At 43.1% G+C, this 24,236-nt stretch carries 20 protein-coding genes, 5 tRNA genes, 3 pseudogenes and 1 riboswitch; of the genes and pseudogenes, 4 read left to right on the top strand and 24 right to left on the bottom strand.

The window, feature by feature from the left end:
* Nucleotides 1-202 precede the first annotated feature (202 nt).
* Nucleotides 203-1,201, bottom strand: a complete 999-nt coding sequence (locus ABUE36_RS04835) for a D-2-hydroxyacid dehydrogenase (protein WP_178913843.1) — start codon at nucleotides 1,199-1,201, stop codon at nucleotides 203-205.
* A 222-nt stretch (nucleotides 1,202-1,423) separates the two neighbouring features.
* On the opposite strand from ABUE36_RS04835, the gene ABUE36_RS04830 reads away from it, so the two are divergent.
* Nucleotides 1,424-1,810, top strand: a complete 387-nt coding sequence (locus tag ABUE36_RS04830) for a hypothetical protein (protein ID WP_161001035.1) — start codon at nucleotides 1,424-1,426, stop codon at nucleotides 1,808-1,810.
* A 106-nt stretch (nucleotides 1,811-1,916) separates the two neighbouring features.
* Here ABUE36_RS04830 and ABUE36_RS04825 read toward each other — a convergent pair whose 3' ends face one another.
* The 7 genes from ABUE36_RS04825 to ABUE36_RS04795 all read right to left on the bottom strand — a co-directional run bounded on the left by ABUE36_RS04825 (nucleotide 1,917) and on the right by ABUE36_RS04795 (nucleotide 8,008).
* Nucleotides 1,917-2,834, bottom strand: coding sequence for a DMT family transporter (locus ABUE36_RS04825; protein WP_421017252.1), 918 nt, complete (start codon nucleotides 2,832-2,834; stop codon nucleotides 1,917-1,919).
* A gap of 38 nt (nucleotides 2,835-2,872) precedes the next feature.
* Nucleotides 2,873-3,262: a hypothetical protein gene (locus ABUE36_RS04820; protein WP_161001033.1), complete on the bottom strand. Its 390-nt coding sequence runs from the start codon at nucleotides 3,260-3,262 to the stop codon at nucleotides 2,873-2,875.
* Between the two features lie 203 nt (nucleotides 3,263-3,465).
* On the bottom strand, nucleotides 3,466-4,035 hold the full coding sequence (locus ABUE36_RS04815) for a hypothetical protein (protein WP_161001032.1): 570 nt from the start codon (nucleotides 4,033-4,035) through the stop codon (nucleotides 3,466-3,468).
* Nucleotides 4,036-4,167: 132 nt separating this feature from the next.
* Entirely contained in the window at nucleotides 4,168-5,088 is a 921-nt protein-coding gene (locus ABUE36_RS04810; protein ID WP_011373852.1) for an IS30-like element ISLsa1 family transposase, read from the bottom strand.
* A 200-nt stretch (nucleotides 5,089-5,288) separates the two neighbouring features.
* Nucleotides 5,289-6,305 carry an IS30 family transposase gene (locus tag ABUE36_RS04805; protein ID WP_054644560.1) on the bottom strand — a complete coding sequence of 339 codons (1,017 nt, stop codon included), beginning with the start codon at nucleotides 6,303-6,305 and terminating at the stop codon, nucleotides 5,289-5,291.
* A gap of 107 nt (nucleotides 6,306-6,412) precedes the next feature.
* Nucleotides 6,413-7,102: an SHOCT domain-containing protein gene (locus tag ABUE36_RS04800; protein ID WP_421017251.1), complete on the bottom strand. Its 690-nt coding sequence runs from the start codon at nucleotides 7,100-7,102 to the stop codon at nucleotides 6,413-6,415.
* Between the two features lie 159 nt (nucleotides 7,103-7,261).
* A complete protein-coding gene (locus ABUE36_RS04795) occupies nucleotides 7,262-8,008 on the bottom strand; it encodes a hypothetical protein (protein ID WP_421017250.1) in 747 nt (248 codons plus the stop codon).
* A 629-nt stretch (nucleotides 8,009-8,637) separates the two neighbouring features.
* On the opposite strand from ABUE36_RS04795, the gene ABUE36_RS04790 reads away from it, so the two are divergent.
* A complete protein-coding gene (locus tag ABUE36_RS04790) occupies nucleotides 8,638-9,240 on the top strand; it encodes a hypothetical protein (RefSeq protein ID WP_421017249.1) in 603 nt (200 codons plus the stop codon).
* A gap of 935 nt (nucleotides 9,241-10,175) precedes the next feature.
* Entirely contained in the window at nucleotides 10,176-10,967 is a 792-nt protein-coding gene (locus ABUE36_RS04785; protein ID WP_421017248.1) for a hypothetical protein, read from the top strand.
* A 77-nt stretch (nucleotides 10,968-11,044) separates the two neighbouring features.
* On the opposite strand, the pseudogene ABUE36_RS04780 reads toward ABUE36_RS04785, so the two are convergent.
* The 13 genes and pseudogenes from ABUE36_RS04780 to ABUE36_RS04720 all read right to left on the bottom strand — a co-directional run.
* Nucleotides 11,045-11,825: pseudogene (locus ABUE36_RS04780) on the bottom strand (IS30 family transposase); the annotation flags it as partial.
* Between the two features lie 120 nt (nucleotides 11,826-11,945).
* Nucleotides 11,946-12,902, bottom strand: a complete 957-nt coding sequence (locus ABUE36_RS04775) for a DHH family phosphoesterase (protein WP_161001031.1) — start codon at nucleotides 12,900-12,902, stop codon at nucleotides 11,946-11,948.
* Nucleotides 12,903-13,132: 230 nt separating this feature from the next.
* Nucleotides 13,133-13,206, bottom strand: a tRNA-Pro gene (locus tag ABUE36_RS04770).
* 47 nt (nucleotides 13,207-13,253) lie between these two features.
* Nucleotides 13,254-13,327, bottom strand: a tRNA-Arg gene (locus tag ABUE36_RS04765).
* Nucleotides 13,328-13,350: 23 nt separating this feature from the next.
* Nucleotides 13,351-13,422 (bottom strand) — tRNA-Gly (locus ABUE36_RS04760).
* 24 nt (nucleotides 13,423-13,446) lie between these two features.
* Nucleotides 13,447-13,520 (bottom strand) — tRNA-Thr (locus ABUE36_RS04755).
* 7 nt (nucleotides 13,521-13,527) lie between these two features.
* Nucleotides 13,528-13,609: transfer RNA gene (locus ABUE36_RS04750), tRNA-Leu, on the bottom strand.
* Between the two features lie 180 nt (nucleotides 13,610-13,789).
* Nucleotides 13,790-14,032: pseudogene (locus tag ABUE36_RS04745) on the bottom strand (ATP-binding protein); the annotation flags it as partial.
* A gap of 9 nt (nucleotides 14,033-14,041) precedes the next feature.
* Nucleotides 14,042-14,971 carry an IS30-like element ISLpl1 family transposase gene (locus ABUE36_RS04740; RefSeq protein ID WP_096109805.1) on the bottom strand — a complete coding sequence of 310 codons (930 nt, stop codon included), beginning with the start codon at nucleotides 14,969-14,971 and terminating at the stop codon, nucleotides 14,042-14,044.
* A gap of 90 nt (nucleotides 14,972-15,061) precedes the next feature.
* Nucleotides 15,062-15,574, bottom strand: a pseudogene (locus tag ABUE36_RS04735) (ATP-binding protein); the annotation flags it as partial.
* Nucleotides 15,575-15,583: 9 nt separating this feature from the next.
* Complete coding sequence (gene istA, locus ABUE36_RS04730; protein ID WP_003555353.1) at nucleotides 15,584-16,807, bottom strand: IS21 family transposase; 1,224 nt, start codon at nucleotides 16,805-16,807, stop codon at nucleotides 15,584-15,586.
* Between the two features lie 537 nt (nucleotides 16,808-17,344).
* The gene (gene serS, locus ABUE36_RS04725) at nucleotides 17,345-18,646 is read right to left on the bottom strand and encodes a serine--tRNA ligase (protein WP_421017247.1); all 1,302 of its coding nucleotides are present in this window, start codon (nucleotides 18,644-18,646) and stop codon (nucleotides 17,345-17,347) included.
* A gap of 301 nt (nucleotides 18,647-18,947) precedes the next feature.
* Complete coding sequence (locus tag ABUE36_RS04720; RefSeq protein WP_421017246.1) at nucleotides 18,948-19,595, bottom strand: deoxynucleoside kinase; 648 nt, start codon at nucleotides 19,593-19,595, stop codon at nucleotides 18,948-18,950.
* Nucleotides 19,596-19,945: 350 nt separating this feature from the next.
* Here ABUE36_RS04720 and ABUE36_RS04715 point away from each other — a divergent pair, with 350 nt between their 5' ends.
* Nucleotides 19,946-20,875, top strand: coding sequence for an IS30-like element ISLpl1 family transposase (locus tag ABUE36_RS04715; protein WP_096109805.1), 930 nt, complete (start codon nucleotides 19,946-19,948; stop codon nucleotides 20,873-20,875).
* Nucleotides 20,876-20,992: 117 nt separating this feature from the next.
* Here ABUE36_RS04715 and ABUE36_RS04710 read toward each other — a convergent pair whose 3' ends face one another.
* The 3 genes from ABUE36_RS04710 to ABUE36_RS04700 all read right to left on the bottom strand — a co-directional run bounded on the left by ABUE36_RS04710 (nucleotide 20,993) and on the right by ABUE36_RS04700 (nucleotide 24,186).
* Complete coding sequence (locus tag ABUE36_RS04710) at nucleotides 20,993-22,603, bottom strand: amino acid permease (RefSeq protein WP_421017245.1); 1,611 nt, start codon at nucleotides 22,601-22,603, stop codon at nucleotides 20,993-20,995.
* Between the two features lie 123 nt (nucleotides 22,604-22,726).
* A riboswitch (Lysine riboswitch) is annotated at nucleotides 22,727-22,910 on the bottom strand.
* Between the two features lie 98 nt (nucleotides 22,911-23,008).
* Nucleotides 23,009-23,533, bottom strand: a complete 525-nt coding sequence (locus tag ABUE36_RS04705) for an Rrf2 family transcriptional regulator (RefSeq protein WP_161001028.1) — start codon at nucleotides 23,531-23,533, stop codon at nucleotides 23,009-23,011.
* Between the two features lie 107 nt (nucleotides 23,534-23,640).
* Entirely contained in the window at nucleotides 23,641-24,186 is a 546-nt protein-coding gene (locus ABUE36_RS04700; protein WP_161001027.1) for a GNAT family N-acetyltransferase, read from the bottom strand.
* Nucleotides 24,187-24,236 lie beyond the last annotated feature (50 nt).

Genomic DNA, 24,236 nt, shown 5'->3' with positions numbered 1-24,236 from the left:
CCCACAACAGCAGACTCGATCTATCAAGACTATTATCCTCTTGCAGACTAAAACAGTGAACAATTACATGACTTTAATGAAAGGTTTGCTGCAACATTCATCTTTTAACGATTGTTAGCAAAGTCAAAAAACAACACGCCCAATTTATTATTGAGCGTGTTGCCTATGTTTCTGTCGTCTAATAAAACATCAGACTCATTATCTAGTTAAAGGCCACTACGTTGTCAGCCTTACCAGTTTCAATCAATTGTTTGTTGTTGTTCAAAGCAAATTGAACCATGTTCCGAACAGCAGTGGTGGTATAGAAAGCGATGTGAGGACTTACCAAAACATTTTCGCGTTTCATCAAGTTCTTCAAACGATCGTCAGGAATAGCATCAAAGCTACCGAAGTCTGTGTTGAAAATACCAACTTCGTTTTCGTAAACATCAAGTGCAGCACCAGCAACTTTGCCACTGTCCAAAGCCTTGATCAAGTCATCAGTATCAACCAGATCACCACGGGCAGGGTTCAAGATGTAGACACCATCCTTCATCTTGTTAAAGGCGTCAGCATTTAACATGTGCATGTTTTCCTTCGTTGCAGGAGCATGAAGGGAAATAACATCTGCTTGCTTGTATAATTCATCCAAGGAATCAACGTAGATGCCTTCCTTTTCCAATTCAGGATTGTGGAAAACATCGTAGGCAACGATTTTAGCACCAAAACCACGGTAGATTTGGATGGCAGCGCGGCCAATCCGACCAGTAGCAATAACACCAACCGTTAAGCTGTTTAATTCAGTTGCAATATCTGGAGCCCACTTCAAGTCACCTTTGGCCTGACGGTGCTCGTACTGGGTCGTGTGACGAAGTAACCGCATCAATTCAGTAACCGTAAATTCAGCAATTGCTGCTGGTGAATAGGCAGGAACGTTGGTAACCTTGATGTCGTTACGTTTAACAGCATCAGCGTCAACGTTATCAACACCGACGTTACGTAATGACAGGTTCTTAACTCCCAATTCTGCCAAACGATCCAAAACTGAGGCTGTGTAAGGCTTTTGTTGGTAAACAACTGCCCCGTCAAAGCCTTTTGCCTGATCAACTGTGTCGTCAGTCAACAGATCCTTAACGATTTTAACCTCAATATTTTGATCCTTGGACCATTCTTCTACATATGGACGTTCGTCATCGCGAATGCCGTAAGCAATAATTTTCAATGCAGACACCTCCATGTATATTTAAACTACATCATTAGTATAGCATTAAAAACCGCGTAGTGGCGGCGTTTTCAGGCTTGTGAACCTCACTTTTTGAAAGTTATTTTCATTAATTGCTGGTATCAGTGGCTTCAATCCAATTTTTTATTTTACGATATTATAAGTTTGTTACCTATATCACAACTAAACGCGTTAGAATATAGGTGAAATGAAGGTGATCAAATGCAACAGCTATCTGTTTCCCAGCTTGCCGCTTTAAAGCAGGAATTGCGGACACAAAATCTGCAACAGCGATTTATCATCATCCATCTACGCGATCAGCAACACGGCGCCTTTTACCTCATTACTGATTATCAACGCATCATTGCTCTCAAAACTAAACATAAGCATGTGCAAATTGATATTGTCCAAGACATTTTGCCCGTCACCAATCGACTGGCTTATTGGGCCGTTGCTCAACAGGCCTTTACCGCTAGACCATGGGATCTTGCCCTGCAGCAACAACTGCTCCAGTGCACTAATGCCGTTTTGAACGAAAATCATCATCCTTCTAATACCGATTTCCCGTGGAACGCGTCAGATACATTTGATCATCCAGTTGAGCAATAATCCTGATACATCCTGTTATTCAACAGGTAACGTCAAAACACGTCAATGGACTCTCTTTGAGAATCCATTGACGTGTTTATTTGAATTTGTATATATGATTGAGCGTTTATTCCTCATCACGCTTAGGCGCACGGTAACTGATAGAGAGCATCACCACTGCTAGAATAATCAATCCACCGCCAAGTGCATCAGCCCAAGTAAAGACCGTGTGCAGGACTAAAATTGAAATGACCGTCGCTGCCAGCGGTTCAAAGGCATCCATTAAGCTTGCTGTTGTCGGAGTGATGTATAGCAAACTGACTGAATACATGACAAACGCAATCAATGTACCAAATAGTACGACAGCGCCAATCGATAAAACCGTCTTCGGTGTCAGTGTCGGCACACCAACCCACATTGGTTGAATAAAGTTCATGGCGAACCCACCAATCAATAAGCCCCAGCCATTTACGTTGACCGAGCCAAACGTCGGTAACAGTGGCCGCGGCAATAGTGTACTGGTCGCCACAGCAACCGCCGACATGAGCCCCCAGAACAATAATGCTGGTGAAACGGCTAAATGCGTAATGTGACCATGAGTAACGACAAAAAAAGCGCCTAGCAATGCCAACACCATCCCAATAGTTTCTGAACGTGATGGTAATTGGTGATGAAAAATCACGTAATACACCGTGATTACAATTGGCCCTAAGAACTGCAAGATAGTTGCAATCGCAGCATTGCCATAATGGACCGCTAAAAAATAAAAGTATTGGATAGGAATTAATCCCACCAATCCAAAAATAATTTGTTGTCCAGCCGTCTTCCATGACCGCCAAACAGCAAAAATATCTTGGTGCCGAATAACGTTGAATAGCAGAAGCAAAAGGCCAGCCAGTGTCATTCGAATCGTCGTCAGCCATGCAGGGGTAACGACGTTATTTTCAAACAACGTTTGGGCGATCACACCTGAGACACCCCACAGCATTGAACCGCCACTGGCTAGCAAGATTCCCGTTAAAATATGTCCATTACGTGTTTCCACAATCTCTCCCCCAACGGCTGGTCATTGGGGCATAGAAATTAAGCATCCCAATGGCGATTTTTCAGTCGGTTACGGCGTTCGTACACAACTGAATACCAGACAATACCGGCAATAATTTCAAGTAGTGCAATGAGACCAACAAAATACCGGACTAACCCCGCTTCAGCGAAAAGTGCCACCAGTAGCACAAATAGTCCGAATACCACGGCTAAAGCTACCGTAATCGATAAAATGAAGCGACCAATACGTTGGTTTCGTTTGTACCAGCCAATGCCAAAGGCCACGCTGTAAACTGCGACAGCTAACCACCACCGCCATAAACTAGCGACTGTAATGTAGTGAATGGCCGGCCAAATCGTCAATAAAATCACACACAAGATCATCAGCAACCAAACAGCAACAGTTGCGCGTTTCGCCTTCTGATTCATTCTGACCATCCCCTTTTGAACATAATAACTTATTATAACCATGAATTAACAGTTAACACAAAGCGAGGAACTCACGAGTGCACGGAACATTCCCCGTCATCCATATAAAAGAGCCATGATATCAATCACATCGATCGTCGACGAATAATTAATAGCACAGCCCAGCTGAGTGAAATTTTTTTACATTTGCCAACTCAATGACATTAAATTTGTCGCGGATCATTAGCGGGTTCAATCTGGCCGTGTAAATGAAGACGGTGAACATGCTGACGATGAGTTGCCCGTTGGCTCTCTGCTAACTTTGCTTGGCTTTTCGCACTTGCTAACTGACTAATTACTGTTAGTAGCTGATCGTTAGATAATTCAGCTAACTGGTGAGCAGTCGCAATTGTGGCTGAATCCCATTGTTGGACTGAGTGGCCAGCCTCTTCATCCAAGACAATTTCCATTAACAATCCAATATTACTAAATAGATGGCTGTGCGCCGTTTTTTCGGCATGATCAAACCAGGCTAACACGTCTTCGCCATCACCTGTCAACACTTGCCGCCGATAAGGTAATTTCATGAGACATTGCAAAAACTCAGAATTATCCAATTGACTAACCGCCTGGGCCGCTGCCAAGTCTTCAACAGCTGGCACCGCCCCTTCGCCGGTCATAATTCCATCTAAGTATGCTAAGTGGCGAATCAAACGAAAATGACGACGATCCTTTCGTTTGACCGTCAGCCACTCATCAAAAACGGTTACCGCATGTTCATGTTTAATATCCACAGCCATCACTTCCTTGGACGCTTTAATCCTAAAGTAACATGGCATCAACTTTCGACCAACTAATCAGTTCCTAAATATACAGCTATCAAGAAAATGATTATTATAAATTATTAGTATTGGCAAATTACAAGTTTAATCCGAACAAGCCCGGAATCTTTCAATGGCAGTCTGTTGATGATGTATTTTTAATGGTCGTTGATTAATTAGTTCAAGTGCTGCTAGGATCTCATCAGTCGTTACTTGGCTAAAATTGGTCTTTTTCGGGAAGAACCAGCGTAACCGTCTATTAAAATATTCATTGGAACCTCGCTCCCATGGTGAATATGGATGGCAAAAATAAACTTTGATCTGATAATCCTGTTCTAAGGCCTGATAATTGGCAAACTCTTTACCATGATCAACAGTAATGGATTTTACTTGGGGACCGAAGGCCCCCATAAACTTGCCAAAGGCGGTGTTTAGAGCCTTAGCCGTTCTATTAGGGGCTTTGATGGCCCATAGAAGTCGGGTCTTACGTTCTACGAATGTAACCAGACATGATCGTGACTCACTTCGACTAGAAAGCACCGTATCTACTTCCCAATGACCAAAAGCTAATCGTTGATTAACAGTTGTTGGCCGTTGTTCGATGGAAGTCCCACTTGTAAATTTCCCACGATTTTCGCTCACTCGGTGCTGGCGGACATTCCGATTGGGTAGATCAGTCAATTTGAAGGGGAGCCAGCCACGATTAAGCCAATTATAAATTGACGCAGTGCTCAAGTTATAAGCGGCCGCAATGGTTTCTGGTGACCAGGTTAATCGTAAGTGATTGGTAATTAAAGTCGCTAATGCTGCCGTCAGCATCGAACGACGACCGCAATTCCGCCTTTTGCGATCTGCATCTTGCTGAGCTAATTCTGGATCATAAGGTTTAACCCGGTCCAACTCATAGCTAATCGTAGCTTTGGCGACGCCTAAGGCGTCAGCCATTACTTGGTAAGATTTATTCCCCTCATTGACCAGTTGTGCTAGTGCGCCACGTTGAAAACGTGATAAAGTAGATGTACCCAAAGTAATCACTCCCTATATTGGTTGGAATTAGCTACTACCATTGTAAGTGATTACTTTGGGCTTTTTAATTTCTGTTCGGATTAATTATAGAATTTGCCAAAATAAATAATAAATTATTAATTTTAAATTATTTATTATTCTCCCGTATTGTCAATCTAAGTGCAACAGTTTCTAGTCCAATCCTATAAGTGGTACACAGCTTAGAGTTCCGGCATCAGTTCCGCCGCACTCCGGTAGCCCAAGATACGACGAGGCCGGCTGTTGAGTGCGTCCTGGAAGCTCTGAATATCAATGATGTCGTAATGGTGGAGTGAGCGACCTTTCGGAATAAACTCTCGTAGAAGGCCGTTCTGGTTCTCATTTGTTCCGCGCTCCCATGGTGAGTACGGATGAGCAAAGTAGACATCAGTTCCTTCTACTGAATCCAGTTGTGCGAACTCACTGCCGTTATCAAAGGTGATGGTGGTGAAGTATTCCGCACCGTAATCATCAATGATGGACTGAAGTCCCACCTTACAGGTACTTGCTTTGTAGTTAGCGAGCTTGATGATGATTTCGAAGCGACTCATCCGCTCTGTCAAAACCAGCAACGCAGGTTCGCTATCAACGCGCTTACCTTTCACTAAATCTCCTTCCCAATGGCCCCCTTGCCGACGGTCTTGAACTTCAATGGGTCTTTCATCAATCGAGGTACCAAGCTTCGTCTTATTGGTGCGGGTATGGGAATGGCTTCGTTTAATTCGCAAGCTGGGTTTGCGCGGTAAGTCGTGGGTCCGTAGTTCGAATCTACCGGCCTCAATATCCCGGTAAACCGTTGGTGTTGAAGGAACAACCTCGTCTGCGTGTTCCCGTTTGAAGGTGTGCACGAAGCTGTCCACACTGTGTACGCGTGGACGTTGCTTGATGGCAGCGGCACAGGCGGCGTAGAACTCGGGGTTCTTCTCAAGCATCGTCTTGGGGCGACACCACTCCCGCCGCTGAGCGTGCAGATAAGCTGCCGTATCAGCAAAGTAAATCAACGCTACCTTATGCCCGGGAATTCGCTGTAGAACGGAGCCACGAGTGATCTCACGCGAAATAGTACTACGAGAGCGGTTGAGTTCGCGGGCAATCCGTGCTTGGGAGAATCCCTGATTGAGCAGAGTTTCAATGCGAACGCGATCAAAATTTGATAGTTGTTGGTAAGCCTTAGAGATGGTACGCTTGATGTTGGTCATGATGTGCCTTTCTTATGTGCTTGGTTGCTTATAAGAATAGGTCATCATGGCCTTTTTGGTCTATTTAATTATGTGTTGCACTTAAATTGTAAACGCGGGAAGAGAAACTACTTTGCAAGAATCTGAGATTTCTTTGATGCAAATTCTTCATCAGTCAAAATTCCAGACTCATGGAGTTTTCCCAACTGTGATAAAGCATCTATGTCTGATTTTGATACTAGGCTTTCTTTAATTGGATCTTTCCAAACGAAATCTTTAACTAGAGAATCATAATCAGCCGTTATCAAAGTACATTGAATTGTGAACGGAATACCACCATTAGCTCTTACGAAAGTTAAAAGTGCTTGCGAAGACTCCTCAACATTCTTAGTGGTTGTATTGACCTTACGTTTCCGTGCAGATCCCATTGAAGCACCTGCGTTGCCAAAAAGAAGGCCACCAACCGCGGCTGATCCTGAACGCCCAGATACTGTTCCATTTGTTTGCTGAGAATAATGAGCCTGAAATTCAACTGTCTTCAAATGTAAGGCAGGAGACTGTTCATACGAGAAATGGACAGTCCCGTCTCTAACTGAAAAAAGAAAAATAAGCCCATCAAATCCTTGATTGTAGCCAATTTTTGGAAGATCTTCATTAGCGACAGATAGGCCAATTCGATGTGTTATGTCATCTCCACGACGACTTTCTATTTCCATTGCTTTATTTGTTTGCTCTTGAACCCATTCTTTGTGCTTGTGTGCTTGGTAAATGCTCCATCCAACCCATACAATGACAGCCATAACAATTAAACCGAACATTTTAACATCTCCAGAGTAATATAATGTTTTCCCAGCTTTTAACGTCGATCAGGGCTTGATTAGTCGGTGACCGTCGGGCCAAATAGGTCGGCGAGCATCTTGTGAGACGTGCGCACCATCCAGCATTCAAACCATCTCCAGCAGCTGTGGGTGCTTTTGTTATTCTCCGGTGTACTTGAAGCCACCAAAGAATGATGATTTTGCAAGCTGATTGCCGGCACCGTCTTGGATAACAACCCAGCCGGTACCAGTCTTACTTTCTGGCATTGGACTGTACTGGTCGTATAAGCGGTGGCCCGCATCCCATGCTGACTTGGTGACGGCTTTAAGTTGAGCTGGTGTATATCCTAGCGCATCGTCAGTCAGTACAAGCGTGAGTGTCTCAGTGTCCTCATTATAGTTAGCTGCCGTGATTGCGCCTTGAGTAGCTGCGGGCACATTGGCAACTGCTTTAAGGAACTGCTGGTAGTTCTTTTCTTCGTTCGCCGACCGAGTTGCTGCCACCTTTTTGCTCTCAGCTTTTGCAGCAGATGAGGACGCCTTAGCGCTGGCTTCCTTGGCAGCTTTGCTGCTTGCTGCGGCTGCGGTTTTTACGTGCGACTCGCTCTTAGCCGTAGCACGCGAGCTAGAGACTTTCAGGCTCGACTGTTTTGCTACCCTTTTTGATGATGATGAAGCTTTCTTAGCGGCTACCTTCTTGGCAGCCGTGCGGGTGTCAGCGGCTTTCTGTTGTGGGCTGTTCTCGATGAGCGCGTTGCCGCCAATCCCAAGAATGAAGCCAAGGGCGACAAACACCCACAGCATCGTCTTCTTAGTCTTTTGCTTTCTCCTTTTTACAAGTTGCCATATCGCGTAGACGATTAGCACAGTACCCGCCAGCTCGGCGATTGTTCCCAAAGCATTCATAAATCTGCCTTCAAAGTGGTATATTGTTTTTGTGCATAAATTCTTCGCTCACACCATCTCCAGTGGCTGTGGGCGTTTTTTGTTGCAACGCCCACGGCACGTCCCGCCCGTGCCTGCTGCTTGGTGGGTTAGTTCAGCACAACGCGATTTTTTAATGATTATGAATCATCGATTTTAAATCATCCAATCCGATGATGTTAATTTTACCACCGATTTTTCTAGTGATTTCACTAGTGAATATCTATGGGTAATTCTACCAGAAAATTTACCGGTAAACCACTAGCTGAGAATTACTTAGTGAAACTTTAGTGATAGGTGCAATGTTATTGGGTGGCTCAGCTTCACAAACCGAGCACGTGGTTGCAATAATCGAATTTGGGCCATTCCTAATGGGGAAGCCTACGCTCACTGGTTACTCAGCGTCACCGCCGGGACTTGATCGAATCGTAAGCTTAGAGCATCTTAATTGGTGCTTTTTATTTTATGTATAGTGTTTTGTTACACGTATTTATACACAATAAAATAATACATAAAATCAAAACCTATTGACTTCAGCAACTGTTATTTCTATTATTTGTGTGTAAATATGTTCAACTAAACATTATACAACCACGAAAGGAACTTCGATCATGGCCGAAAATAAAGAGATAACCACCTATTACACGGTTGAGGAGTTGGCACGACTGATTAAGGCATCCCGTAGCACCGTGTATAATCGGGCAAAAAAGTATGGTATTAAGCTAGACGGAGAATATACAGACAATCAAATACACACGCTGGGTAAGCCAATCAAAGGTGTGTCTAAAACACCAATTGAACGTATTCGTATACAATTAGACAATGAACATAAAGCGGAAATCGGGGTGCTGGAGCAAAAACACGCCCTAGAGCTGGAAAGCTTACGCCGTGAGTACGAAATTAAGGTTGATGAATTGAAGTCCAGCAATGCAACGATTGTTGCCGCACTGGAAGCCAAGCAAGCCAAGGAAGTCGCTGATATCGAACGCGAACATGATTGGGCAGCTAAGGCTTGGGAGCACACGCGCGACACGTTGGAGAAGCAACTGCAAGGTATGAGCAATCAAATGAACGAACTAACCGCGCGTTTACCGAGGTTAGTCGGCGAGGTGGTCAATCACCAGTTGAAACTGGCCGAACAGCGGGAGCAACGGGCTAAGAAAGCTAGTGCGCAGCCAAAAACTAAGACAAAAAAAGCTGAAAATAAAATGTAAAAACGCTTTCGTTTTCTAAAAATACGTGGTACAATTAATTAGTTGTGTTGCTCTGATTTTCTTTCAAAACTTAAAATATTGCAGTAATCGGCCACCGGAGACGGTGGTTTTTTTGTTTGCAGATTTTTCAGAAAAAGCATTGACAATGAAAAAGCTTTCATGTAGAACTTTGTTTGTCAATTTAACAAACGGAATTATATATGATTTAAATAATAAATAAGCCGATTTTATGCGGATAATTTAGAAACGAAAATTAAATTATGTAATACAGGAGCGTAGCATCATGTTACTGTATGATGTTGCATGAATGAACCATTCTAATTAGTATTTTGACATAGGAATTTAAGGAAGGAGGAAAGCAGATCAACACAACAACACAATCAGACCTAGCATTACTATTCGCGCCGCGAGCCGTGACGATAGACAAGATAAAACTACAGGGTACCGTCAAAGAAGCCAAGCAGGCCGCATTACTCCGCGAATTATCTAGCTTTGCGTATCAACGAAGCCGTAAGAAAAAAATCAATGAATCAGCTATAAACGTTGAGTATGAACTCCACAAGGGCGCCACGTTGGAGCTATTCTATAGCTTCAACGGTGGTATGCTGATAGCCGAGTTCAATCCTAATCATTGGGTAGACCAAGCGTCACGTGGGCTATTGTATTACATCTTAAGCCGTCTACAGTCCTACCTAGAGCAGCCACTCACAACCGTGGCACCGTGGGCAATTAAGCGTATTGACATAGCCATAGACGTATTCAGTAGGTTGAGTGACTGGGACATAGGTGTTAACACTAAGGCCACCAGTGAACGCTGGTCTAAGGCGGTACCTATCGACGTGGACGGAACGCCATACCTAAAAGTACGCACACGCATGAACGCCAAGAATGAGATACAGGACCAGACTTATTACTTTGGACGTCGCAGCAACAAGGTGGACTTAATACGCGTGTACGACAAGCAGGCTAAAGCACTAGACAGTGAGCTGAACGACGAAGAGTTAGCATCCCTAATGAAGGGGCATAAGGACTACTGGCGCATAGAGTTTGAGGTCCATAAACAAGACAGTATCAACGCTATACTAGACGGCACAGCCGACCTATTAGGTGGCTTAAGCTTTACCGAGTCATACAGCTATGATCGCATAGCCGCATGGGTTACGCCGCGTAAGGTTAAGGCGCGACAACGTAAGTATGAGTATGAAGTGGCCGGAAGAGCGTTCAACCGCGTAGTCGCCGAGTACCGTGCTGTCCTATACGCATATTTGCAGGGTGACGAACTGTTCAACGATGAACCACCAGCATTTCAAAAGGAAATTCGCGATTTAGCCAAGTACTTAGCCAACGAGTCCGACCATACCAATTCAGTTCGCGACGTGTGGTTAGCTAATCGTAATTCAATTGCTAAGCAGGCTACAGCATACCAATCACGGACACCAAGAGCAGTTGAATCATTGCATAAGGCTAGAGTAAATAAGGAATCTCCTAACTATGATTTAGCTGCAAAAGCAACTAGTCTATTTGCTAAATATGACTATGAATTACAGTTAGAAAACAAGAATATAGCATCTATACCAGCATTCAAAACTAGGTACGCTGAGGCCGTCAAAATTGAAAAAGAAGCTAAGCGTAAGGGTGATCTAGCAGCTGAATCTGATAGCGATATCGAATCAATGTTTGCTGAGCAGGACGTACTACGCCAACAGTGGATTGAAGTCAATATTTGAGACAGATTTTAAGAGACATTCAGAACCGCGTTTACCTTCCAGGGTTCAAATAAATCATTAATCGCGATTAATAACTTTTTAGGATAAAAATAACGTAAATTCCGATTAAAGCGTTCATTACTACCACGTTCAGCTGGCGTATAAGCATGACAGTAATAGGTCTTAATACCATATTGTGATTCAAATGATACTAGCCCACTAAACTCAGTGCCACGGTCCACAGTAAAGCTGTGCACCGGACCATTAAAAGTGGTTAGGAACTTAGTTAGTGCTTCATTAACAGTCGCTGTCGTCCGATCTTTTAACCGGTATGCCCAAAGGAACCGTGATTTTCGATCGATTAAAGTTAATAAAACTGCCTTACTATGCCCACGAGGACCAACGACTGTATCTAGTTCAAAATCGCCGATGCGATTACGTTGATTAATCATCATGGGACGCTGTTCAATTGATCGCCCCAAAGGATTGATTATATTTGGATCGTTGGTCAACGTTACGCCGTTGGCGTACGCCATGTTCAGGTAGATCATTCAAGGAGAAACCAATTCTCCCCTGATTTAGCCAATTATAAATAGATTTAGTAGCTAGTTTAAATTCGTGAGCAATCATTCCTGGTGACCAGCTTAGACGTAAATGGTTGAGAATTTTTTGCTTTAACTCAGTTTTCCGACCACATCGTGATCGCTTGTATTCGGCATCTGTTTGTGCTAATTCAGCCTGATAAGGTTGACATCGAGATAATTCATAAGAAATTGTTGACGGTGATCGGTTCATCCGAACGCCCATTTGGATATTGGACAGCCCTAGTTCACAAAAGGTTTCGATTTTAATTCGTTCGGAATAGGTTATACTAGACAAAAGATCAGCTCCTAAAAGATGGGTTTGTGGTAAACACCATTTTAAAGGAAGCTGATCTTTTTTGTCCGAACAGCGTTCGGATTAATTTTACAATCTACCTATTCTTAACAAGGCAACCGCTTAATGCGTTTGTTGCCATTGCTGCATCAACTTGCTCAAAGACACAATCATGTCGTCAACTTCTTGTTGATCCGCAGCATTGGCTCCACTAGCTAAATCGTGACCGCCACCATGATGTGCCTTCGCTAATTCGTTTACTGCTGGTCCTTTGGAACGTAAGTGAACTCGATAACTACCGTCAGGATTTTCCACAAATAATAACCAAGCCCGAACATCAGCCAAGCGACCGGGAGTCGATACCAGTGGCTGAACCTCACTGGCTGCCAAAGAAAGAGAAGCCAACTGAGCCTGTGATATCACATAATGTGCAGCGCCAAAGTCGTCAATTTCAATATTAGCCAAGACATCCCCCATCAAATGACCGAGACCACGACTCAACTCATTTTCATGACGCCCCACTTCAGCAGCGTCAATCCCAGTTGCCAACAATTCACTGGCAACGGCGAAGGTGTGTGCACTGGTAGCCGGATACAAGAACCGACCTGTGTCACCCACTATTCCTGCATAAAATAGCAATGCCGCATCACGTGTCAAACTAAGCGTTTCTTGATGTGCGTCAATAAAATCGACAATTAATTCCGAGGTACTGGATGCCTCCGGCAACACCCATGATAAATCACCATAATTGTCATCATTAGGATGGTGATCAATTTTAACCAGTTGCCGCCCTTGATCGAACCGGTCATCGTCGATGCGCTCGGTATTGGCCGTATCAACAGTGATCACTAACGCATCCGCGTATTGATCATCCGAAACAGTGTCTGACTGGCCTAACCAGCCAAGATCGTCCGGAATCGTTCCAACTGCAAATATCTGCTTATCCGGAAAGGCGTGCTGTAAAGTTAGTTTTAGACCAAACTGAGATCCTAATGCGTCTGGATCAGGTCGCTGATGACGATGGATGATAATTGTCTTCGCTTGTTCAATGGCGTTAAAAATTGCTGTTGTGTCACTCATAATAACTGGTCTCCCTCTAATTACCGATATCCTGCAATAATTATTGCAATTGCCAACACGGCTGAATGATTGATCTTCAAATGTTCAATCTGTCTACAAGTTCATCATGCCATATTTTTCGCAACTTGACGACTAAAACGATAGCTTGTTTTGCGTTGTGACCAACAATAACAGTCAAAAAAACAGCCGCTAGTCAATATTGACTAACGACTGTTCGTTTTAAACAATGATCGGGACAACAAGATTTGAACTTGCGACCCCTGCGTCCCGAACGCAGTGCTCTACCAAACTGAGCTATGTCCCGATAAAAATAAAATAACCGCCGCCAGCACCTGGCAGCGGTCATCATGATGCACCCAGTAGGAGTCGAACCTACAACCTTCTGATTCGTAGTCAGACACTCTATCCAGTTGCGCTATGGGTGCATTCTCATAACAGCGTTATGAAAAGCGGAAGACGGGACTCGAACCCGCGACCCCCACCATGGCAAGGTGATGTTCTACCACTGAACTACTTCCGCATAACAATAAAACAAATGGAACCATGCCGACTAGAGGATTCGAACCTCCGACCCCCGCTTTACTAGAGCGGTGCTCTGACCAACTGAGCTAAGTCGGCAACATGATGCGGATGAGAGGACTCGAACCTCCATGTCAAAAGACACTAGAACCTAAATCTAGCGCGTCTGCCAATTCCGCCACATCCGCAGCATCTGATTCTGTTCCCTCATCAGACAACTATTAGATAATATCATTTACGCTCAAAAACTGTCAACACTGTTCCGCATTTTTCTTCAATTTTTGCCATTTATTTTTCATTAACCGTAGTTGTCAAGGGCAGTTTAAAAATGTAGGTTTTCGGCAGAAAGAAATGTAGGTTTTCGGCAGTTACTTGAGGCCACGTAATCGGTAAGATTTACCAGTGATCTTCACTACGTGAACATGATGAACCAAGCGATCGAGAATGGCTGCTGTCACAGTTGGGTTCTGGAAAATATCAACCCAAGCGGATAGATCACTATTGCTGGTAATGATCGTTGAATGCTTTTCATAGCGGGCATTGACTAGCTGAAATAAGAGGTTAGCTTCTTGGTGACCAATTGGCAAATACCCAATTTCATCAATAGGTAGATTGCAAATTTAATCCGAATTTTTGGACAAATTGGTCAGCATAACCTGATACGGTGTTTTCCAGTCAAGTATTTTAAGCGGTCTCTGGTTAATTTGGAGTAACGTCGTCGTTAAATCTTGAGCACTAATGTGCTCAAAACGAGTCCCCTTAGGATAAAAATAACGTAAATTCCGATTAAAGCGTTCATTACTACCACGTTCAGCTGGCGTATAAGCATGACAGTAATAGGTCTTAATACCATATTGTGATTCAAATGATACTAGCCCACTAAACTCAGTACCACGGTCCACAGTAAAACTGTGCACCGGTCCATTAAAAGTTGTTAGGAACTTAGTCAGTGCTTCATTAACACTCGCTGTCGTTCGGTCCTTTAACCGATATGCCCAAAGGAACCGTGATTTGCGATCGATTAAAGTTAATAAAACTGCCTTACTATGCCCACGAGGGCCAACGACGGTATCTAGTTCAAAATCACCGATGCGATTACGTTGATTAATCATCATGGGACGCTGTTCAATCGATCGCCCCAAAGATTGATTATATTTGGATCGTTGGTCAACGTTACGCCGTTGGCGTACGCCATGTTCAGGTAGATCATTCAAGGAGAAACCAATTCTCCCCTGATTTAGCCAATTATAAATAGATTTAGTCGCTAGTTTAAATTCGTGAGCAATCATTCCTGGTGACCAGCTTAGATGTAAATGGTTGAGAATTGTTTGCTTTAACTCATCGCTCAGCTTAGTTTTCCGACCACATCGTGATCGCTTGTATTCGGCATCTGTTTGTGCTAATTCAGCCTGATAAGGTTGACATCGAGATAATTCATAAGAAATTGTTGACGGTGATCGGTTCAGCCGAACGCCCATTTGGATATTGGACAGCCCTAGTTCACAAAAGGTTTCGATTTTAATTCGTTCGGAATAGGTTATACTAGACAAAAGATCAGCTCCTAAAAGATGGGTTTGTTGTAAACACCATTTTAAAGGAAGCTGATCTTTTTTGTCCGAACAGCGTTCGGATTAATTTTACAATCTACTAATAATTAATAGGTCATAGCGCGAATAGCGGCTTAGAGATCGATCAAGCAGTCCTTTTTCGTAAGCTGCTCTCAATCTAATCAACAGCTCATGACAATTAATAAAGAGAACCCGACAGCCCTGTTTACAGGCCTCAATCCCAATACTAATTGCCAAGTGGGTTTTACCGACTCCCGGATTGCCAATAAAGATTAAGTTTTCAGACTTTTCCATAAAAGCCAGATTCTGGAATTCCAGAACCTCTTGGCGATTCATACTGGGTTGAAAGCTAAAATCAAATGTATCTAGGGATTTTGTATTGGGGAACCGAGCACGGCCAATGGCCCGTGCAATCTGACCTTCGTGTCGATTCTGGAGTTCCGAATTAGTTAAATCAATTAGCGCCTCAGTTAATGACAGATTATCAGTGTGAATTTGATCAAGGTAATTCGGCAAGTATTCACGGATTTTGTTTAACCCTAAGCGCTCAAGATTATTTAAAAGAATTTGATTATTAGTGGTCATGGTAGCCTCCTATAAGTTGTCGTAATCAGTCATATGTTCACGAATGTAAGCTGAAATGTCTTCATCTGTCCGCCCTTTAAGCAAATCAGATTTGAGGATATTGAACTGATCTTGGGGGTCATAATTCAGCGAATTGGTAGTTATGGAGTGCGTACGAATTTCTTCTCCGTTATAATAAATGTGAATGCGCTGCTCATCATTGGAGATTTCAACAGCAACCGTACAACCAATGTATCGCGGATCTACTGAGTACTTACATTTGCGGAAATTGATCATGGCCTCCTTCGAAACGACACGGGTAATGTTTTCTTCGAAGTATGGTTCAAGGAGATTAACTGGAACGCGATGAAGGTACTCTTTTTCTTCGTCTAACCATTTCAGGTACGGGACTTCGTCCGTGGCCTGCGAAGTTTCATGATTTAGATCATCTCGGAGCATATGAACTAGTTCGATTAGCTCAGTTCCATCAGCAAATTCAGTATTGTATGGCCGTAAACGTTCAACCGTGCGAGCAAGGGCTTCAACTGCACCTTTAGTTTGTGGTCTGAATGGTCGACAAGCAATTGGTGTGAAACCGGCATCTTTACAGAATTCGTGGAACCGTTCGTTAAAGACAGCGTGGCCAAACTGGGATTTTGTATGATCCACAACGGTTTTCATATTATCAAACCAGATTTCCGTCGGAATACCTCCGGTATGAAGGAAAGCGTCGTGTAAGCAAGAAAAGAGGGTATCTTGGCTCCGATCAAAGGTTAGTGTCATATATTTGAGTTTTGAATAAGGCAATACATACAAGAAAATATTGAATTTAAACAGCTCACCCTCGCTGCTCACTAGGGCCATTTCTTCTTTCCAGTCAACTTGAGCAGAGAGACCAGGGGAATGTTCAATCCGAATGGTAGCTTTCTTAACTCGTTCTCGGCGGGTTTGGCGACAATAATCTTTCACGAGGGTATAGCTGCCGGTAAAGCCCTTCTTCTGGATAAATTTAAAAATTGAAGCAGCCGAACAATTTAGTTCAAGCTTTGAATCGATGGTTTGCTTGAATGGATCCAGTAAACTTGGCCGTTTCGGTCGACCACTTGGTCGGCCCTTAAGTCCAGCTTTGACTTCCTCATAGGCTTTCTTAACGGTTCGATAATCAACATTATATTGCCGGGCAATCTCGGCGAAGTTAGGCTTAATATTTTCAGTCACGTAAATCGTCACTCCTTCTCTTAAATCACGTCTCACATCAAATTCCTCCTACACTCTGATGTGATTCATGATACAAAAAATGTAGGAAAACCAACAGTTCTAACCTGCCGTTTTCCTACATTTTACGGGTGCCTTTTACATAGTTAACTATAGTTCTTACTGTTCAAATTCTGTTTGAAGAAAACTCTCGCGTTCGATTGTCAGGGTTGAAATCATTGTGGGACCAGTTCAAACCCCAAAACCGGTCTTTCACTTCGACTTGAAGCCTTAAAGAACAAGTCTTCAAACTCGTCCGTGTTGTTAATTCGGCAACCCCACCGAATTAGCAACACCTTCACTATAGATTTCAACCCTGACACTCTTCCGCTCACATTGCACTAGCAAGATAACCAACGACGTTAATAGCGGCGGCGTTACGTAAATACAATCCAGAATCGCCAAGATTATTCCAATTAAAATTCCTCAAAAACACTCAGTTCAACCAACGAAATAACAACACTAATAAAAAACGAACCATGTTGGCCACCATAATGGTAGTCATCACATGATTCGTTTGTTTAAATTGCAGATCAATTAGTCTTCAACGTGCTTTGCGTGGGCGTTTTCTTTAGTAATCTTAGTCACACCATGCATGTAAGGAACCAGCACATCCGGAATGGTAACCGAGCCGTCTTCATTTTGGTAGTTTTCCAAAATAGCTGCGACCGTCCGACCAACGGCCAGACCAGAACCATTCAATGTGTGGACCAAGTGAACCTTACCGTCTACATCACGGTAACGGATTTGTGCTCGACGTGCCTGGAAATCTTCACAGTTAGAACAACTGGAAATTTCACGGTACGTTTCTTGATGTGGAATCCAAACTTCAAGGTCGTGTGTTTCAGCTGCTGTGAAACTCATGTCACCCGTTGCTAAAGTAATAACGTGGTATGGCAAACCTAATTTTTGCAGAATGTTTTCAGCGTTACCAGTCATTTTTTCCAATTCTTTATAAGATTCTTCTGGTTTAACATATTTAACCATTTCAACCTTGTTGAATTGATGCATCCGGATTAAACCACGCGTGTCACGGCCAGCAGAACCCGCTTCAGAACGGAAGCTAGGTGTCAAAGCAGTCACATAAACAGGTAGTTGCGCTTCATCCAACACTTCGTCGCGGTAGTAATTCGTCAACGGTACTTCAGCAGTAGGGATTAACGTCAAGTCTTGGTCCTGAATCTGGAAAACATCTTCCTTGAACTTAGGAAATTGACCAGTGCCATACATCGATGCACCATTTACCATGTAAGGTGGAATAACTTCTTCGTATCCCTCTTCTTCATGTTGATCCAGCATAAAGTTGTAAACGGCACGTTCTAGTTTAGCGCCCATGCCCATGTAGTAAACGAATCTAGCACCGGAAACCTTAGCGGCCCGTTTGAAATCTAGGATTCCTAAAGCTTCACCAATATCCCAGTGTGCCTTTGGTTCAAAGTCAAAATGTGGAATAGCACCCACTTTACGGTCTTCGCGAGAATAATTTTCGTCTGGACCAACAGGGTCTGTATCGTGAGGAAAGTTAGGTAAGCGGGCCATCTTATCGTTGAACTCGTCCAATACTTCAGCCAACTTGGTGTCTAATGCCTTAATATCAGCACCAACTTCACGCATTTCGGCAATCTGTTTATCGGCGTCTTCATGATTTCTTTTCGCAACGCTGATGGCATCCGAAACCGTGTTTCGTTTAGCCTTTAACTGTTCCGTCTGTTTGAGTAAATCACGGCGCTGTTCATCCAAAGCGATTACGTCATCAATCTGCTCAGGCTTAATTGCCCGCGTTGCCAACTTTTCCTTAGCTTCATCTGGATTATTACGAATCCGTTTAATGTCTAACATCTAACTACCTCCATTTTTTTCACAAAAAAACGCCACTCGTCCCATCACAATTGGGACGAATGACGTGAATTCGCGGTACCACCCAAGTTCACCATTGCTGGTGCTCTCGAACATGCTAACGACTTTCGCCGTGCGGGATTAACCGCCCACTTAAAACGTTGCCGGAATGATTGCGATCCGGTTCTCATCAACCACCGGCTCTCTTAATCGCAATACTAAATGCAACTGTGTTTAATATCTGTTTATGTCTATGGACAGCTTATAGCAACTAAAAGACTTGTGCAACCCTTATTAACCCAAACTAAGCAGTCGCCAATTGAAGTGTACTCAATTTTGCATCAATTTGTGCAAGAACGGCATTTGCTGCATCTGGATCTTCAACAAAGTCATACTTATCACCATCGATCCGCATTTTAGGGCCATGATCATAATTGTTGTACCAAGCTGTATAACGATCGTTCAATTGTTTGTAGTATTCGTACAATGAAGGATCGTTATCAATTTGTTCGTATTCACGACCACGTTTTTGAATTCTTTGTAACATGGTGTCAAACGAAATGTCGATGTGGATCAAAAGATCAGGGTTCTTTTCATGCGGTGCATCTGGCAATTCCTGCATCATGTTCTCTAATAAGGAATCATAGATGTCAACTTCTGTTTCCGTCGAACGACCTAGGTCGGCATTCAAGTGGAAAAGCAATGAATCTTCATAAATTGAACGATCCATAACACTTTCATCATCGGCAAAAGAAGCCTTGATAGAATCCATCCGCTTATTTAAGAAGTAAATTTGAAGCAAAAAAGCGTACTTTTTTGGATCCTTGTAAAATAATGGCAGAATTGGATTATCTTCCACTGATTCATAAAAGGCCTGTGTATGTAAGTAACTTGCCAATAAATCAGTTAAGCTCGTTTTTCCTGCACCAATCGTTCCTGCTAAAACAATCATGTCTTTATCTCCCCTGATCTCTATCAACCGCACCACAATGCGTGGTCAACCGTGACAGAACGTGTTTATCCTTTAACTACCTACATATTGTATCACGCTCGGAGAATCTCGCCATATTTTGTAGCTTACAAATTAAAACGTAATCTTTCTGTCATAACCAAATGGACAACCTTATTTTTTATCAAAACGAGCCATACTAACAAAGATAGCCTTTTCATATTGTGCCCGACCAAAATTAAATATATTTATTTAGTAGATTGTAAAATTAATCCGAACGCTGTTCGGACAAAAAAGATCAGCTTCCTTTAAAATGGTGTTTACAACAAACCCATCTTTTAGGAGCTGATCTTTTGTCTAGTATAACCTATTCCGAACGAATTAAAATCGAAACCTTTTGTGAACTAGGGCTGTCCAATATCCAAATGGGCGTTCGGCTGAACCGATCACCGTCAACAATTTCTTATGAATTATCTCGATGTCAACCTTATCAGGCTGAATTAGCACAAACAGATGCCGAATACAAGCGATCACGATGTGGTCGGAAAACTAAGCTGAGCGATGAGTTAAAGCAAACAATTCTCAACCATTTACATCTAAGCTGGTCACCAGGAATGATTGCTCACGAATTTAAACTAGCGACTAAATCTATTTATAATTGGCTAAATCAGGGGAGAATTGGTTTCTCCTTGAATGATCTACCTGAACATGGCGTACGCCAACGGCGTAACGTTGACCAACGATCCAAATATAATCAATCTTTGGGGCGATCGATTGAACAGCGTCCCATGATGATTAATCAACGTAATCGCATCGGTGATTTTGAACTAGATACCGTCGTTGGCCCTCGTGGGCATAGTAAGGCAGTTTTATTAACTTTAATCGATCGCAAATCACGGTTCCTTTGGGCATATCGGTTAAAGGACCGAACGACAGCGAGTGTTAATGAAGCACTGACTAAGTTCCTAACAACTTTTAATGGACCGGTGCACAGTTTTACTGTGGACCGTGGTACTGAGTTTAGTGGGCTAGTATCATTTGAATCACAATATGGTATTAAGACCTATTACTGTCATGCTTATACGCCAGCTGAACGTGGTAGTAATGAACGCTTTAATCGGAATTTACGTTATTTTTATCCTAAGGGGACTCGTTTTGAGCACATTAGTGCTCAAGATTTAACGACGACGTTACTCCAAATTAACCAGAGACCGCTTAAAATACTTGACTGGAAAACACCGTATCAGGTTATGCTGACCAATTTGTCCAAAAATTCGGATTAAATTTGCAATCTACCATTTAGCTTTGAATATAATAAAAACTCGCCGATACAAATTTTTGTATTCGTACCAAGCGAGTTCTATTTGATTTCACATTTAATTCAATTTAAAATTGATCCATTATTTAATCGAATCATTTTTAGGTGCTACCGATTCATCATTCGTCAAATCGTGAGCCGCTGACGTTGCGCTCGTGGTCTTTTTACCCGCTTGTGCAACCGTCTCAACTGTTGCACTACTTTCAATATCACCTGAGGCAGCCGAAGCATCAGCGGCCGTGTAACTTTCACCATTTGTTTTTGGCATCAAGTCAACCTTGTCCAATGGAATGATATGAGTCCGGTGACGGATCTTGTAATAACCCCACAGGATCAGGAACAACGGCACACTCATGTACGTTACCAAGATAGCTTGCAAATCGAGTTGTGCAAACGACTTCAAGTTTTGACCAACAATGACAACGATCCCCAGCACGAATGCCAAAATGGGACCAAATGGGAACCACTTTGCATGGTAACGGAGTTCGCTTAACTGGTGTCCTTGCTTAAGAAAGGCACGACGGAAACGGTAATGGCTAATCGCAATCCCCAACCAAGCAATGAATCCGGTCAGACCAGAAGCGGCAACTAGGTACATGTATAACTTTGGTCCAAAGATACTGGTCAAGAAAGTTAATAATCCGATAACTGTGGTTCCAACCAACGAAGCCATAGGGATCCCACGCTTGTTCGTCTTACCAAAGAAGCTTGGCGCGTAGCCTTCGTTTGCCAAGGAGTACAACATCCGAGTGGAAGCGTACATCCCTGAGTTAGCTGATGAAATAACAGACGTTAGAATAACCGCATTCATCACACTAGCGGCCGCAGCTAACCCTGCCCGACGGAAGACCAGCGTAAATGGACTGATGGCAATGTCTGTGGCACTTGAACCCAGCAGATCCTTGCTTGTATAAGGAATGATGCAGGCAATAACAAAGATTGCCAAAATGTAGAATAACAGAATCCGCCAGAACACTTGGCGAATCGCCTTGGGAATACTCTTTTCAGGTGTTTCACTTTCACCAGCTTCAATCCCAATTAATTCAGTCCCTTGGAATGAGAAACCAGCTACGACGAACACGGAGAGCAATGCTGGCACACCGCCAACAAATGGCGCCTTTTTATAAGTTAAGTTTGAAAAACCAGTTGCGTGACCGCCCATGATACCAAAAATCGTTAAGGTCCCAATGACTAAGAAAATCAGAACTGTGACCACTTTGATAATGGACATCCAGTATTCTGTTTCACCAAACGAACGAACCGATAATGCATTGATAGTAAAAATAATTGCTAATGCGATCATGCTAAAAATCCATGCCGGTACGTTTGGTAACCAAAATTGCATAACTAAGGCCGCCGTCGAAACATCCACGGCTAACGTAATCGCCCAGTTAAACCAGTAATTCCACCCCATTGCAAATCCCAATGCGGGATCCACAAACTTAGTCGAATATGCCGCAAATGAACCAGTCAGCGGCATGTATGTTGCCATCTCACCCAAGCTGGTCATTAAGAAGTAGACCATAATCCCAATTGCCACATAAGCAACCAAAGCACCACCAGGGCCAGCTGCCGAAATTGCGGAACCGGATGCAACGAACAACCCTGTTCCAATACTGCCACCTAACGCGATCATTGATAAATGTCGCGTCTTCAATTCGCGGCGAACCGCGCGATTCTCATTTTCTGCCATATCGAGTTCCTCCCATTTTCTAAAGAGAAGCACTTGATGTAATCTGAATAAATAAAAGGCCGGTCTGTTTATCATGCACAAAGACACGCTAAACAAACCGACCGTCAAATTCATCCTGGTCAATCGTTAGATAGCGCTCCGTGGCGTTTTTATTTACCACGACAGTTCGTTGATTATTCACCAACGTCCCAACAAGATACTGATACAGCAGCAGCTCATTTCGGCGACGCACCCTTTAACCAAGCGTTACAGAACCTGTACGTTCTCAACTTGGCGACTCATGATTGTCGCAACCTCTTCATTCGATATAAACAGAGTATAAAAAGAAGCCCCGCAAATTGCAAGGCTTTCAGCAAAAATGAAAACGTATTCATCAAATCAATCAGCCATTTACCCGAGAAAACGCTAATTTTCTCCATGGATAAGTGCCTTTAGTTTGGCAGTGAAATTCGGATAGTTCACCGTACTTTCATTCCAATCAACAGTCGGGATAATTTGTGACTGAAAAATATGAACCAAAATCCGATGAACCGACGTTTCTTGTAACACATGTTTATACTGCTCATCTGCGGCAACAAAGATGTCTGTCAACACCTGTGTGCCACGGTTAGCCAGTGGTTCAACATCATCGAATACCCGATCAATCAAGCCATTGTTGGGATATGTTTGAATATCACCCTCTGTCGCTACCACCGCATCCCAAACAGTAATTTGACGTGAATTACGCCCCAACGTAAATCCACCCTGATTACCAGACACGGATCTAACTAGACCAGCAACGACCAGTTTGCGAATGATTTTTCGCATATAAGTTTGTGATCCACCCAATCTAGTGTGAATGACTTCAGATGTGATGGGTACGTTCGTATCTTGGGTTGCGAGTAACGCTAAAATACATGCGGCCTGCTCAAAGCCCCTCGTTAATTGCATAATTTCTTCCTAACCTAATTATCACGATAGAGATAACTTACCACTGCCATCATAGCATACCGAACAGTAATGATAAACGTAACTCAACCATTAACCTCGACCACTTTTTACTGATGCAATGCAAAATCATTTGGTGTTAACCGAAAAAAACGCTCTGTTTTCCCTGGTGCGAAAAAATCAGTTGCCGAATGCTGAATCTCATGATCAAATTGAAAACCAAACCGCTCAAAAATACGCGCCGAACGTTCATTGTCCGAAAAATAAGATCCCCATACTGCTTGTAACCCTTGGTCAAAGCCATAAGTTAAGACTGCCATCACCGCCTCAGGCATATATCCGTGACCCCAAAAATTTTCGTTAAGCATGTAGCCAATATCTCGTTCACCGTGCACCAATGCGCCATCATGTCCTGTTCTGCCATAAAGTCCAACGGTACCAATAATTTGGTCCTCTTCCCGACGAGTAACGCCCCAAATCCAGCGTTGCCCCAATGTTTGACGCATCAAAAAACGTGCTTCAAATTCATTATGAACCGGCTGAAAACCTGCTGGCATCGCAACACGCGGATTTCCAACAATTTGAGTAAAAGCCGATAAATCAGATTCTCGAATACTTCGTAGCTCTAAACGTGCCGTTTTTAATGGTATTGCCATCCTCATTACCTTCCAATCAATTTTGCCGTTACATCACGAATTAGTTGCAC

Source organism: Furfurilactobacillus cerevisiae (genome assembly GCF_048961765.1).
GTDB lineage: Bacteria > Bacillota > Bacilli > Lactobacillales > Lactobacillaceae > Furfurilactobacillus > Furfurilactobacillus milii_A.
The sequence above is the reverse complement of the archived record's forward strand: the minus strand, read 5'-3'. Positions and strand labels throughout refer to the sequence as shown.